This is a genomic window from Comamonas sp. DB36, from assembly GCF_057914905.1.
Window position 1 is genome coordinate 2,702,520 of sequence record NZ_CP196631.1, and the last position, 13,444, is coordinate 2,715,963.

General features: G+C 67.1%; 11 protein-coding genes and 1 tRNA gene. 5 read left to right on the top strand and 7 right to left on the bottom strand.

What is annotated here, in order from left to right; translation table 11 throughout:
- Positions 1 to 76 precede the first annotated feature (76 nt).
- The 3 genes from acnD (at position 77) to ACSVDO_RS12425 (ending at position 4,663) form a co-directional block, all read left to right on the top strand.
- Positions 77 to 2,713: a Fe/S-dependent 2-methylisocitrate dehydratase AcnD gene (acnD, locus tag ACSVDO_RS12415; protein WP_489592429.1), complete on the top strand. Its 2,637-nt coding sequence runs from the start codon at positions 77 to 79 to the stop codon at positions 2,711 to 2,713.
- Position 2,714: 1 nt separating this feature from the next.
- Positions 2,715 to 3,875 (top strand): bifunctional 2-methylcitrate synthase/citrate synthase, encoded by a 1,161-nt coding sequence (prpC, locus tag ACSVDO_RS12420; protein WP_489592430.1) that lies wholly within the window; start codon positions 2,715 to 2,717, stop codon positions 3,873 to 3,875.
- 74 nt (positions 3,876 to 3,949) lie between these two features.
- Positions 3,950 to 4,663, top strand: a complete 714-nt coding sequence (locus ACSVDO_RS12425) for a class I SAM-dependent methyltransferase (protein ID WP_489592432.1) — start codon at positions 3,950 to 3,952, stop codon at positions 4,661 to 4,663.
- A 30-nt stretch (positions 4,664 to 4,693) separates the two neighbouring features.
- Here ACSVDO_RS12425 and queE read toward each other — a convergent pair whose 3' ends face one another.
- The 3 genes from queE to ACSVDO_RS12440 form a co-directional block, all read right to left on the bottom strand.
- A complete protein-coding gene (gene queE, locus ACSVDO_RS12430; RefSeq protein WP_332537423.1) occupies positions 4,694 to 5,329 on the bottom strand; it encodes a 7-carboxy-7-deazaguanine synthase in 636 nt (211 codons plus the stop codon).
- On the bottom strand, positions 5,326 to 6,399 hold the full coding sequence (locus tag ACSVDO_RS12435) for a 6-carboxytetrahydropterin synthase (RefSeq protein WP_489592434.1): 1,074 nt from the start codon (positions 6,397 to 6,399) through the stop codon (positions 5,326 to 5,328). Before ACSVDO_RS12435 ends, queE begins: the two co-directional genes overlap by 4 nt.
- A gap of 122 nt (positions 6,400 to 6,521) precedes the next feature.
- A complete protein-coding gene (locus tag ACSVDO_RS12440) occupies positions 6,522 to 6,764 on the bottom strand; it encodes a putative hemolysin (RefSeq protein WP_489592436.1) in 243 nt (80 codons plus the stop codon).
- A gap of 111 nt (positions 6,765 to 6,875) precedes the next feature.
- Between ACSVDO_RS12440 and ACSVDO_RS12445 the strand changes: the two genes are divergently transcribed.
- Positions 6,876 to 7,682 carry a DNA/RNA non-specific endonuclease gene (locus tag ACSVDO_RS12445; protein ID WP_489592437.1) on the top strand — a complete coding sequence of 269 codons (807 nt, stop codon included), beginning with the start codon at positions 6,876 to 6,878 and terminating at the stop codon, positions 7,680 to 7,682.
- 118 nt (positions 7,683 to 7,800) lie between these two features.
- Positions 7,801 to 8,313, top strand: a complete 513-nt coding sequence (locus ACSVDO_RS12450) for a Dps family protein (RefSeq protein WP_489592438.1) — start codon at positions 7,801 to 7,803, stop codon at positions 8,311 to 8,313.
- An 81-nt stretch (positions 8,314 to 8,394) separates the two neighbouring features.
- Here ACSVDO_RS12450 and ACSVDO_RS12455 read toward each other — a convergent pair whose 3' ends face one another.
- The 4 genes from ACSVDO_RS12455 to ACSVDO_RS12470 all read right to left on the bottom strand — a co-directional run bounded on the left by ACSVDO_RS12455 (position 8,395) and on the right by ACSVDO_RS12470 (position 13,440).
- On the bottom strand, positions 8,395 to 10,833 hold the full coding sequence (locus ACSVDO_RS12455; RefSeq protein ID WP_489592440.1) for a membrane-bound PQQ-dependent dehydrogenase, glucose/quinate/shikimate family: 2,439 nt from the start codon (positions 10,831 to 10,833) through the stop codon (positions 8,395 to 8,397).
- 205 nt (positions 10,834 to 11,038) lie between these two features.
- Positions 11,039 to 11,115 (bottom strand) — tRNA-Gln (locus ACSVDO_RS12460).
- Positions 11,116 to 11,185: 70 nt separating this feature from the next.
- Positions 11,186 to 11,926 carry an alpha/beta fold hydrolase gene (locus ACSVDO_RS12465; protein ID WP_489592442.1) on the bottom strand — a complete coding sequence of 247 codons (741 nt, stop codon included), beginning with the start codon at positions 11,924 to 11,926 and terminating at the stop codon, positions 11,186 to 11,188.
- Positions 11,923 to 13,440, bottom strand: coding sequence for a carotenoid oxygenase family protein (locus ACSVDO_RS12470; RefSeq protein ID WP_332537411.1), 1,518 nt, complete (start codon positions 13,438 to 13,440; stop codon positions 11,923 to 11,925). The genes ACSVDO_RS12465 and ACSVDO_RS12470 overlap by 4 nt, the downstream gene beginning before the upstream one ends.
- Positions 13,441 to 13,444: the final 4 nt, after the last annotated feature.

The window sequence follows — 13,444 nt, forward strand, 5'->3', positions numbered from 1 at the left end:
CAATTCAGGACTGTTCGCAGTGCAAGGTCTTGCGTAAATTGCAAATCTTCGCAAGCCTATCACGCCCACGACCCACATGAAAACCGACTTCCTGCGCGCCCTGCCCGGCACGGCGCTTGAATACTTCGACGCGCGCGCCGCCGTCGAGGCGCTGCGCCCCGGCGCCTGGGCCGCCCTGCCCTATACGCTGCGCGTGCATGCCGAGAATCTGCTGCGCCGCTGCGCGCCCGCGCTGCGCGACCAAGGCCTGCGACAGATGATCGAACGCCGGCGCGACAGCGACTTTCCCTGGTTTCCGGCGCGCGTCGTGTGCCACGACATCCTGGGCCAGACCGCGCTGGTCGATCTCGCCGGGCTGCGCGATGCGATCGCCGCGCAGGGCGGCGACCCGGCGCAGGTCAACCCCGTGGTGCCGGTGCAGCTGATCGTCGACCATTCGCTGGCCGTCGAATGCGGCGGCGACGACCCGCAAGCGTTTGCGACCAACCGCGCGATCGAAGACCGGCGCAATGCCGACCGCTTCCACTTCATAGACTGGTGCCAGAAAGCCTTCGAGAACGTCGATGTGGTGCCGCCGGGCAACGGCATCATGCACCAGATCAATCTGGAGCGGATGAGCCCCGTGGTGCAGGTGCAAGGCGGCGTCGCCTTCCCCGACACACTGGTCGGCACCGACAGCCACACGCCCCATGTCGACGCGCTGGGCGTGATGGCCGTGGGCGTGGGCGGGCTGGAAGCCGAGAGCGTGATGCTGGGCCGGGCCGTGTGGATGCGCGTGCCCGACATCGTGGGCGTGCGGCTCACGGGCGCGCGCCAGCCGGGCATCACCGCCACCGACATCGTGCTCGCGCTGACCGAGTTCCTGCGCGCGCACAAGGTCGTGGGCAGCTATCTCGAATTCCACGGCGACGGCGTGGCCGGGCTCACGCTGGGCGACCGCGCGACGATTTCCAACATGGCGCCTGAATACGGCGCGACCGCCGCGATGTTCGCCATCGACGCGCAGACCCTGGCCTATCTGCGCCTCACGGGGCGCGCGGCAGCGCAGGTTGCGCTGGTCGAAACCTATGCGCGCCACGCGGGGCTGTGGGCCGAGACGCTGGAACAGGTGGTGTATGACCGCGTGCTGCGCTTCGATCTGGCGAGCGTGGTGCGCTGCATTGCGGGGCCATCGAATCCGCATGCGCGCGTGCCGACCTCGGAGCTTGCGGCGCGCGGCATCGCACAGGAGCCGGCGTCGCCACAGCCCGACGGCCTGATGCCCGATGGCGCGGTGATCATTGCCGCGATCACCAGCTGCACCAACACCAGCAATCCGCGCAATGTGATCGCCGCCGGGTTGCTGGCGCGCAATGCCAACCGGCTCGGGCTGACGCGCAAGCCCTGGGTCAAGTCGTCGCTGGCACCGGGCTCGCGCACCGTCGCGCTGTATCTCCGGGCCGCGGGCCTGGACCGCGAACTCGAGCAGCTGGGCTTCGGCATCGTCGGCTTTGCCTGCACCACCTGCAACGGCATGTCGGGCGCGCTCGCGCCGCAGATTGCGCAGGAAATCGAGGCGCGCCAACTGCACACCACGGCCGTGCTGTCCGGCAACCGCAATTTCGACGGTCGCATCCACCCCCAGGCCCGCCAGGCCTTTCTCGCCTCGCCGCCGCTGGTCGTTGCCTATGCGCTTGCGGGCAGCATACGCTTTGACATAGAGCGCGATGTGCTGGGCGTGCACGCCGGCCGCGAGATCCGCCTGCACGACCTCTGGCCCGACGATGCCGAGATCGACGCCGTGGTCCAGGCTGCGGTCCAGCCCGCGCAATTCGAACAGGTCTATGCGCCCATGTTCCTGCGCTCCATCGGCGCCGCCCGCGTCGCGCCGCTCTACAACTGGCGCGCGCAGAGCACCTATATCCGCCGTCCGCCCTACTGGGAAGGTGCGCTGGCCGGCGAGCGCTCGCTGCGCGGCATGCGGCCGCTGGCGCTGCTGCCCGACAACATCACCACCGATCACCTGTCGCCGTCGAACGCGATCACTCGCGATTCGGCCGCGGGCGAGTACCTGGCCGCAATGGGCCTGCCCGAGCAGGATTTCAACTCCTATGCCACGCACCGCGGCGACCACCTCACGGCCCAGCGGGCCACGCTGGCCAATGCGCAACTGCGCAATGAAATGGTGGTCGATGACCAGGGCCGCACGCGCCAGGGGTCGCTGGCGCGGCTGGAGCCCGAAGGCCGGGTGCTGCGCATGTGGGAAGCCATAGAAACCTATATGGCACGCCGCCAGCCGCTGATCATCATTGCGGGTGCCGACTACGGCCAGGGCTCGTCGCGCGACTGGGCGGCCAAGGGCGTGCGGCTCGCAGGGGTCGAAGTCATCGCCGCCCAAAGCTTCGAACGCATACACCGCACCAACCTCATCGGCATGGGCGTGCTGCCGCTGCAATTCCTTGCGGGCTGCGACCGCCACACGCTGGCACTCGACGGCACGGAAACCTACGACGTGCTGGGCATGCCCGCGCCCAGCGCATCGCTGGTGCTGCGCATCACGCGGCGCGACGGCCGCCAGCACGACGTGCGCATGCAATGCCGGCTCGACACCGCCGAGGAACTGTCCATCTACGAAGCCGGCGGCGTGCTGCAGCGCTTCGCCCAGGACTTCCTGCAGCGCAGCGCCACCGTTTCCCCCGCCACCCAATCCCAAGCCGCATTCCAGGAGACCTGACATGACACTCGCCCTCGCCACCCCCCACCTCCCCAAGCCCAAGAAATCGGTCGCGCTGTCCGGCGTCACCGCGGGCAATACCGCGCTGTGCACCGTAGGCAAGACCGGCAACGACCTGCACTACCGCGGCTATGACATTCTCGATATCGCCGAAGTCTGCACTTTCGAGGAAATTGCCCACCTGCTGGTGCACGGCAAGCTGCCCACGCGCGCCGAACTCAAGGCCTACAAGGCCAGGCTCAAGGCGATGCGCGGCCTGCCGGCCAGCGTCAAGGACGCGCTGGAGCAGCTGCCCGCGAATGCCCATCCCATGGACGTGATGCGCACCGGCGTGTCGACGCTGGGCTGCGTGCTGCCCGAAAAGGATGACCACAACACGCCGGGCGCGCGCGACATCGCCGACCGGCTGCTGGCCTGCCTGGGCTCGATGCTGCTGTACTGGTACCACTGGAGCACCCAGGGCAAGCGCATTGATGTCGAGACCGACGACGACTCGATAGGCGCGCATTTCCTGCACCTGCTGCATGGCGAAAAACCCAGCGCCGCCTGGGAGCGCGCGATGCACACTTCGCTCAATCTCTATGCCGAGCACGAGTTCAACGCCTCGACCTTCACCGCGCGCGTGGTCGCGGGCACGGGCAGCGACATGCACTCGGCGATCACGGGCGCGATAGGCGCGCTGCGCGGCCCCAAGCACGGCGGCGCCAACGAAGTCGCTTTCGAGATCCAGAAGCGCTATGCGAACCCCGACGAGGCCGAGGCCGACATCCGCCGGCGCGTCGATGCCAAGGAAGTGGTCATAGGCTTCGGCCACCCGGTCTACACCGTGAGCGACCCGCGCAACACCATCATCAAGCGCGTTGCCGAGGAGCTGTCGCTGCAGGCGGGCAGCACCAGGATGTATGCGATTGCCGAGCGCATCGAGGCCGTGATGTGGGACAGCAAGCGCATGTTCCCCAACCTCGACTGGTTCAGCGCAGTGAGCTATCACATGATGGGCGTGCCCACAGCCATGTTCACGCCGCTGTTCGTGATCGCGCGCACCAGCGGCTGGGCCGCGCATGTGATCGAGCAGCGCCAGGACAACAAGATCATCCGCCCCAGCGCCCACTACACCGGGCCCGACGATCTGGCGTTCGTGCCCATCGATCAGCGGCAGTGAGCTTCTGCAACGGCGATGCCGCCAATCGCCGACCACGGCTTTTTGCGCGCATCGGAGCTGCCTAAGATAGCCGCATGTCTGCCGCTGAATCCATCACCAAGTTCGATCAGTCGCGTGCCCAGGAGTACGCCACCCAAAGCCGCATCGCGCTGGCCGGCTACGACGCCTGCCATGAGCTCGCGGCCTGCCTGCTGTCGGCCCATCTGGGCGCGGGCGAGGCGCGCATTCTGGTGGGCGGCGCCGGCGGCACGGGCCAGGAAATCATCAGCGCCGCGCAGCTGCAGCCTGCCTGGCAATTCGTTGCCGTCGATCCCGCGCAAACCATGCTGGATACCGCCATGGAGCGCATTGCCCAGGCCGGCCTGGGCGAGCGCGTGACGCCGTTCGCGGGAACGCTGGACGCGCTGCCCGCGAGCGCCGCCTTCGATGCCGCGACGCTGATCGGCGTGCTGCACCACCTGCCGCAGCAGCAGGCCAAGAAGGACATTCTGCGCGCCGTCGCCGACCGGCTCGCGCCCGGAGCGCCGTTCATTCTGGCGTGCAACCGCTGCGCCTATGAATCCCAGCCGCTGTTTCTTGCCGCATGGGCGCAGCGCTGGCGCCTGGCGGGTGCCAGCGAGGCCGAAGTCGAGGCCAAGCTCGGCAAGATACGCCAGGGCGCGGTGCCGCCGGCTTCGGAAGCCGAAGTCGAGTCGCTGCTGCAGGGCGCGGGCTTTGACCAACCGCTGCGGTTTTTCTCCAGCCTTTTCTGGAGTGCCTGGATCGTGTTCAAGCGCCAGGAGCAATAACGCCGCAGGGGCTCGCTGCAGCCTTGCCGCTCAGGCGATGCCAACCACCTTGTGGGTCTGTATCGACAGCCGCCATTGTGGGTGGGCCATGCAGTAGTCGATGGCCAGGCGCGTGTTGCGCTGCTGGTCGGGCCCGTCCATGGGCTGCAGGAAATGGTGGGTGAACGCCAGATCGGCAAACTGCTCGGGCATGGCGCCGGGCTGGGGAAAGACCAGCTTGAGCTCGGAGCCCGCGCTCAGCACCAGCGGCGCACCGGCCTTGGGGCTCACGCAGATCCAGTCCAGGCCCTGGGGCGCGGGCTGGGTGCCGTTGGTCTCCACCGCGATCTCGAAGCCGCAGGCATGCAGCGCATCGACCAGCGCCTGGTCCAGCTGCATCAGCGGCTCGCCGCCGGTGCAGACCACCAGCGGCTTGCCCGAAGGCGAGTCGGGCCACAGCGACTTCACTTTCTCGGCCAGCGCCTGGGCCGTGGCGAACTTGCCGCCGCCCTCGCCGTCGGTGCCGACGAAATCGGTGTCGCAGAACTGGCAGATGGCCTTGGCGCGGTCCTTTTCCCGGCCCGTCCAGAGGTTGCAGCCCGCAAAGCGGCAGAACACCGCCGCGCGCCCCGCCTGGCCGCCCTCGCCTTGCAGCGTGTAGAAGATTTCCTTGACGGAATAGGTCATGGCGTCACTCCTTGGGCCGCGACCAGCGCGCCGCAGCCGCGGGTTTCAAACAGGTCAACGCCATCGAGCTGGGGCAGATCGGCGCGCGCCTGGGCCAGAATCCACTGCGCCAGGGTTGCGGTATCGCAGTCTTCGAGGCCGGCGATCTCGTGCAGCGGCCTGTGGTCCAGCGCCTTGAACAAGGGATTGAACAGCTGCTTGACATCGCCGAAGTCCACGGTCCAGCCCATGATCTGGTCCAGCGGCGCGCTCAGGTGCAGGCGCAGCGTATAGGTGTGGCCGTGCAGGCGGCGCTGCACGCTGCCTTCGGGCGCACGCCGCAGCTGGCGCGCGCTGTCGAGCGTGAGGTCCTTCCAGATGCGGTACTGCCGGCCGTCGAAGCGCGCGCCGCAGGACGCGGTCTCGTAGACCGTGACCAGTGCCAGCGAGGGCAGCTGCGCCTGCAGCCGCTGCCAGATCCAGCTGGACATCATCTCGCTGGTCGGGTTCTCGAGCCCGGCAAGCTCGTTGAGGCAGGCATAGTGCAAGGCGTGCTGCAGCGGCGCCCAGACCGCGTCGAGCCGGTCGTAATCGACGCCTTCGTCGGCGCGCGCCTGGACAATGACCTCGAAGCCATGGCCGTGCATGCGCCCGCACTTGTGGCCTTCGGGCACGTTGGGCAGCCGGTGCGCCGACTGGAACACATAGCGGCGCCAGACATGGGCCTGGCCCGCGGCGTCAAGCAGCGCGCCCTGGCGCTCGGTGCTGTCGATGCCGATTTCCATCTGGCCCAGCGCCGGGTCGGCCAGCTGCCGGGCGAGCCAGCGCGCGATGTTGATGTCGCTGGGATCGGCCAGTTGCTCGTTCAGGTGGCGATAGTCCAGCGGCACCAGGGCCGCGGCCAGCCTTTGCTGGAGCTTTTCCACTTCGCCGCCGGGATAATCAGCCCAGCCGGCTTCTATGGCGCATTGGACGCGGGCCATGAAGCCATGGCCATGCAGGCGGGATGCCGGGTGCGCTGGCGCGTGCCCGGTCAGCTGTCGCGCCGCCTCGAAAGGGGCTGCGGCAGCATATAAAGTCTTGGTATTCATTGCACTCAATCAAAACAGCAAACCAGCAGGGGTGGCCGGCGCAGAACGGCATTGTGCCTGCCATGCCATGACCTCGGCGGGCGCACGGCTCCCGGGCCCGCCATGGGCACCCGGCAAACGCGCTATTTGCAGGGGTGGTCGGCGCGATACAGCTGCCACTCATCGACCAGCGATCCATCGGGCAGAAAGCACAGGCCTTCGCGGCCTTCGGCCGTGTAGCCCAGCAGCGTCCTGCCGCCGCGCGCATGGCAGTAGCTGGTCGCGGGATTGACCAGCCCTGCGGGCCGTATGGGCTGGGGCGCGCAGGCCGCGAGCAGGCACCAGGCGCCGAAAAATGCGGCGCTTTTCATCAGATAACCGGCCATGGTTTCTTCCCTTTGCGCAGACATAGTCCCCCTATGATGGAAATTCAGGGGCCTTGGCAATGCCAGACACATGCGCCTTGTCATGCACACGCCCTTCACGCAGGAGGTGCAATGAAGACATGCCATGGCATGGCGCGTGGGCGCTGGAAACTGCACGCCACCAGCGGACTGCTGGCACTGCTCGCCGGCTGCGCGCTGCAGCCCGTGCCGCAGCTCTCGCCCATCGATACGGCGTTCTCCGAATGCCCGCAGTTCTTCCCTGCGCGCAAGCCTCCCGTGGTGCCGGGCGCGCCCGCGCTGCGCGAGCTGTGCTACAGCGCTTTTGCCGTGCTGCACAGCGGCGAGACCAAGACGCCGGTCTTCGTGGTGGAACACCTAGATCGCGCGCTGATCAACGCCGCGCGCGGACAAAAGCGCGCCAACCGCTTCTTTGCCGATGCGCGCCTGCCGCGCGGCGAGCGTGCGGAGCTGGCCGACTACCGCGATTCGGGCTATTCGCGCGGCCACATGGCTCCGGCCGGCGACATGGGCTCGCCCTACGCCATGGCGCAAAGCTTCAGCCTGGCCAACATGGTGCCCCAGGACCAGACCTTCAACGCCGGTGCCTGGTCGGAAATCGAGCAGCACACGCGCCAATATGTGCTGCGCGCCCAGGCCGATGTCTATGTCTTCACCGGACCGGTGTTTGCCGCGCCCGCGCCCACCATAGGCCCGGGCAAGGTGCAGGTGCCCAGCCATCTGTTCAAGCTGGTCTACGACCCTTGCAGCGGCAAGAGCTGGGCCCACTGGCTGGCCAATGACGCCGGCACCACGGCGCTGCCGCCCATCAGCTACGAGGAACTGGTGCGGCGCACGCGCATACGCTTTCTGCCGCCCGCCGTGCCGGCCCGCGCGAACTGCGCGCGCCCGCCGCCTTGAACAACGCGCCATGGACGGGTGGCGAGCCTGACCGTTACGCGCTAGAGTCTGCCTAGTGCCCCTACAACGTGCAGCAGCGATTTCAACCACAGCTTGTTTCAACCCCAAGGAGTCCGCAGTGCCCAAGAAATCCGTAGTCATCCCCGCAGCCCAGGCCCACACCATCAATATCGGCATCTCGGCCAAGGACCGCCAGGCCATTGCCGAAGGCCTGTCGCGCCTGCTGGCCGACAACTACACGCTGTACCTGACCACGCACAACTTCCACTGGAACGTGACCGGCCCGATGTTCAACAGCCTGCACCAGATGTTCATGCAGCAGTACACCGAGCTGTGGAATGCCGCCGACCTGATTGCCGAACGCATACGCGCGCTGGGCCATGTGGCGCCGGGCTCGTACGCGCAGTACGGCCAGCTCACTTCGCTGGACGACGCGCCCATCAAGCCGCCGGCGGCGCTCGAGATGGTGCGCATTCTGGTCAACGGCCACGAAGCCGTGGCGCGAACCGCGCGCGCCCTGTTTCCGATTGCCGACAAGGCCGCCGACGAGCCCACGGCCGACCTGCTGACCCAGCGCCTGTCGGTGCACGAGCAGACGGCCTGGATGCTGCGCTCGCTGCTGGAAGAGTAGGCCGGAGCGCGGCATTCGCCCACGAAAAAGGCCACCCTGGGGTGGCCTTTTTCCATGCGCGTGCCGGCAAGCCGGCGGCGTTCACTTCTTGTCGGGCAAGGCGTAGGCAATCACATAGTCGCCGCGGTCGGGCGACTGGCGTGCGCCGCCGGCCGAGATCACCACGTACTGCTTGCCGGTCTTGGGCGACTTGTAGGTCATGGGCGTGCCCTGGCTGCCCACGGGCAGGCGCTGCTTCCAGACTTCCTTGCCGGTGGCGGTGTCGAGCGCGCGCAGGTAGTAATCCTGGGTGCCCGCAAAGAACACCAGGTTGCCCTGCGTGGCGACCGAGCCACCCAGCGTGGGCATGCCGACTTCCATAGGCAGCAGCATCTTGATGCCGAAAGGACCGGTGTCCTGCACCGTGCCCAGCGGCACCTGCCACGCCACCTTCTGCGTCTTGAGGTCGATGGCGGTCATGGTGCCGAACGGCGGCTTCTGGCAAGGGATCTGCAGCGCCGACAGGAAACGGTTCTTCATCACCGAGTACGGTGTGCCGCCCAGCGGCACCTGGCCCATGCCGACGTTGGGTGCTTCGCCGCCGTCGGACAGCTTGTCGTTCTTTTTCTGCTCGACCATGGTGACCCACAGACCCAGGCGCATGTCGTTGACGAACAGCAGGTTGTTGTTTGGGTCGCTCGACAGGCCGCCCCAGTTCATGCCGCCCAGCGAGCCGGGGAAGGACAGCGACTTGTCGGTGTCGGGCACGGTGTACAGGCCGTCGTAGCGCATTCCCTTGAAATCGATGCGGCACAGCAGCTGGTCAAACGGCGTCACGCCCCACATGTCGGACTCGGTCAGCGTCTGCGCGCCGATCTGCGGCATGCCCACGGAGAACGGCTGGGTCTTTGAGTAGTGCTCGCCCGCAATGCGGCCGGGCTTGACTTCACGCTCTTCCACGGCGGTCAGCGGCTGGCCCGTGACGCGGTCCAGCACATAGATCTGACCGGCCTTGGTGGCGACCACCACAGCCGGCACATTGCTGCCGTCGGCCTTGGGGAAGTCGATCAGCGACGGCGCCATGGGAACGTCGAAGTCCCACAGGTCGTTGTGCACGGTCTGGTAGACCCACTTTTCCTTGCCGGTCGCGGCGTCCAGCGCCAGCACCGAGGCGCCGTACTTGCGGTCCAGCGCGCTGCGCGTCGCGCCATACAGGTCGACCGAAGCCGAGCCCACGGGCAGGAACACGGCATTCATCGTCGGGTCGTAGGAAATGCCGGCCCAGACGTTGGGCGTGGAACGCTGGAAGTTCTGCTCGGCGTTCAAAGGAGCGTTGGGGTTGTCGCTGCCCGGATCGAAGTGCCACAGCATCTTGCCGCTGATCACGTCGAAGGCGCGCATCACGCCGCCGGGCATGTCGACCTGGACGTTGTCGGCGACACGGCCGCCGACAACGATGGCGGTGCCGGCCACCGTGGGCGCGGAGGTCATGGTGTAGAACGCCTTGTTGGCGATGTTGCCCATTGCGGCCTTGAGGTCGACCTCGCCCTTGTCGCCGAACTCGGCGCACATTTCGCCGTTGTCGGCGTTGATCGCAACCAGACGCGCGTCAATGGTGTTCATCACCACGCGGCGCTCGCAGCCGCCCGAAGCCGGCAGCGACACGGGCGTCACCGGGCTGGAGCCGGCCACCGTGGGCGCGGCAATCGCGGCGTTGATGTCGAAATACGCCAGGCCGCGGCAGCGTTCCCAGACGCCGCCCACGGAAGCGTTGAAATCGCGGCGCCACAGCTGCTTGCCGGTGTCGACGTCAAGCGCGATCACGTTGTTGTGCGGCGTGCAGACAAACAGCTTGTCGCCGACCTGCATGGGAGTGAGCTGGTCTTCGGAGCCCGCGCCCGTCGACTGGGGAATGTCGCCGTGCTGGAAGGTCCAGGCCACGGCCACCTCGCCGACGTTGGAGGCATTGATCTGGTCGAGCGCCGCGAAGCGCTGCGTGCCGGCGTCATTGCCGTAGTGGGCCCAGTCCTTCTGCTCTGCTCCGGGCTGCACCGGCACCTGCTTGGCAGCGGGCGCCGCGGCCACGACTTCGGGATGCTTGACGAACATGCCGCCAAAGCCGATGACGCCCAGCACCAGCAGCACGCCGCCTATCGCCACGCCTTGCGCACGCGCGGGCGCCAGCCCTTGGGCTCGGCGCAGCAGCGGCAAGGTGAAGGCCACCACGGCGCCCAGGAACACCAGCGCCAGCAGGCGCGAGATCAATCCCCAGAAGTCCAGGCCCACATCGGCCAGCGCCCAGACCACGGTGCCTGCCAGCGCCGCAAGATAAAGCCAGGCGCCCGAACTGCGGCCACGGCCGACCTGCACCGCGGCGGCGGTGATGACCAGGCCTGCAAGCACGAAGTAAAGACTGCCGCCACGCTGCACCAATACGGCGCCGCCAATGGTCAAGAACAGTCCGGCTGCAAGCAGCACCAGTGCCAGGGCATACAGCCAGACACGCCAACCGCCAAGGGGCGGGATTGTTTTTGTTTTCAAGGCTCAACTCCCAATCACTCAGCCTGGATCGTCCGCTCTGTGCAACGGGCACAGCAACGCCAGGCTGATCAATCGACAATTTTCGCCATTCACGTTCATCCCTGAGCAGCGCGAGGTCAATCAGGGTAATCCCTTTGCCGCATGACATCCATGCGCTGCGCCAAAGAAAAAACCCCGGCTGCTTGCGCAACCGGGGTTTGAATCTTGGCAGGGGAAGAAGGACTCGAACCTTCGCATGCTGGAATCAAAATCCAGTGCCTTAACCAACTTGGCGACTCCCCTTCAATGCCCGCAATCATAGCATCGCCAAAATGGGGCAAAAACGAAATTCAGAGAAAAATTTACAAAAATTTCAACTTCGCGTTGTCGGCGTATCCGCACCCCCCTGCTCTCGAGCACCCATCCAGCGCAGCAGATGGGTCGCCACCGCCTGCGGCTGCTCCATGGGCGCGAGATGGCCCGCGTCCTGCACCACGGCCAGCACGGCGCCGGGAATTGCCGCGGCGCAGTCGGCCAGCATGGCGGGAGCAAACAGCCGGTCATGCGAGGCGGCCAGCACCAGCGTCGCACGGCTGCCGTCCAGCAGCGCGCTGCGGTCGGGCCGCGCGGCCGTGGCGCGCACATGGGCCGCGTAGCGCTGCGGCCCGTAGTCCAGCACCATGGCCTGGCGCGCGGCCATGAGCGCCGCATTGCCCAGGCTGTCCGGATGGAAGGCATTGGCCGCCTGCTGCGCAATCATCTCGAAGTAGCGGCCCTGGGCCACGGCGTCGAGCGCGGCCAGGCGCTTTTGCGCGGCCTCGGGCCGGTCGGCATAGGGCGCGGTGCACAGCAGCGCAATTCCCAGCACGCGCTCGGGCGCAAGCTCCAGCATTGCCAGCGCCACGTAACCGCCAAACGAGAAGCCCGCGAGCCAGAAGCGTTCCGGCAGCGCCGCGAGATGGGCGCGCGCAATCGCCTCCACGCTGTCGAGCGCGGGGTTGTCCAGCGCGCGTGCCGTGACCCCCGCGGGCAGCGCGGCGACGACGCCGTCAAACACCGCCCGGGTATTGTTCAGCCCCGGCACCAGCACCAGGGTGTCGTGCCGCGCCTTCATGCCGCCACGTAGCGCGGGTCGCGGTGTTCGCCCGCAATGCGGTCGCCCTCGACCCAGGCGGTATGCGTGCCCGCGGAGATGCGGTGCGGCAGCACGATGCGCGCCACCGCGCCGCGCGCGATGTCGCTGGCCGGGATGATCCAGCATTCGGAGCGCGCGTCGACCATGTTGTTGACGAAGGTGATGATGTAGCCGTCGTCCTCGGCCACGGCGCCGACGCTGCGCGCGAGCTGCGGCTCGCTGCCGTAGCAGCCCTTGCCGTATTCAAGCGACTGCGTGCGGCGCGACAACATGTCGTAGCGCTTGAGGCCGCGAAACAGCCATTCGCCGGGCTGGTAGAGCACGTTGAAACTGTAGCGGTACGGCCGGCCCACGTAGTCGTTGCTGACCATGGGGAACTCGGTGATCTCGTCGTCGATCTGCTCCTCGTGCGTCTGGCCGGTGCGCAGGTTGAAGCGCCAGCGATACATCAGCGTCGGGTTGTTGTGCTTGTCGAGATGGGCGCGGATCTTGTCGTACGCGGCCTGGCGCCCGCCTTCGTTCGATTGCCCGACATTGGGCTTGTGCGGATTGGGCATGATGCAGCCGTCCATCACCACCTCGTCGCCGTCCTCGTAGCAGTTGGCGATGTGCAGGATATGGCAGGGCGTGCCCTCGAACCAGCGCACCGAGGCCGAGTCGCCGTAGCGCGGCAGGATGCCGAAGCGCGCGGGCTTGTCGCGGTAGAACGTCATCTTGCGCTGGCCCTTGGCCAGCAGTTCGGCGTCGAAATGGAACGGCAGGTCGTGCAGTATGGAAAAGCGCTTCGTCACGCCCAGGTCATGCGGCCAGCGCGCGCCGGGCAGCTCGATGGGCACGTAGTGGACCAGGCGGTTGTTGCGGTCGACGACGCCGTAATGCATGTGCGGCCAGCGCTCGGGGTAGTTGAAGAACATCATCTCGCCCGTGGCCGGGTCGACCTTGTAGTGCGAGGCCACGCCGTCGGGCACCAGCCGCGCCCAGTCGGCGTCGGGGCCCAGCGTCTCCAGCGTGACCGGGTCCAGGCGCCAGGGCTCGCTGCCCTGCGACATCGTTGCCAGCAGCTTGCCCGCGTGGATCTTGACGTCGGTGCCGGCGTTGTCTTTCATTGCGCCCATCGAGCCCCAGCCGCGGCGCGCCTGCAGCTGCGGCGCGAGAATGCCGGGCCACAGCGAGCGGCCGGCTGCCTGCTCGGCCAGAAAGCCCGTGGTCTGCACGAAGCGGTTGCGGTAGGTGGCCTTGCCGTCCTCGAAGTGCATGGAATGCAGCATGCCGTCGCCGTCAAAAGGGTGGTACATGCCCAGCGACTCGTGCACCTGGTTGTGCGTGTTGCGCACGTAGATGCCGTGCAAGTCCTTGGGAATCTCGCCTATCACCTGCATGCTGTCGGTGTCGGCAATCCACTCCTCCATGGCGGGAGCGAAAGGGCCGTGCAGGAACGGATGGTCGTTGTCGGGAGCGAGGGTGGAGGTATAGGTGCGGAGGATTTTCTGCATGGTG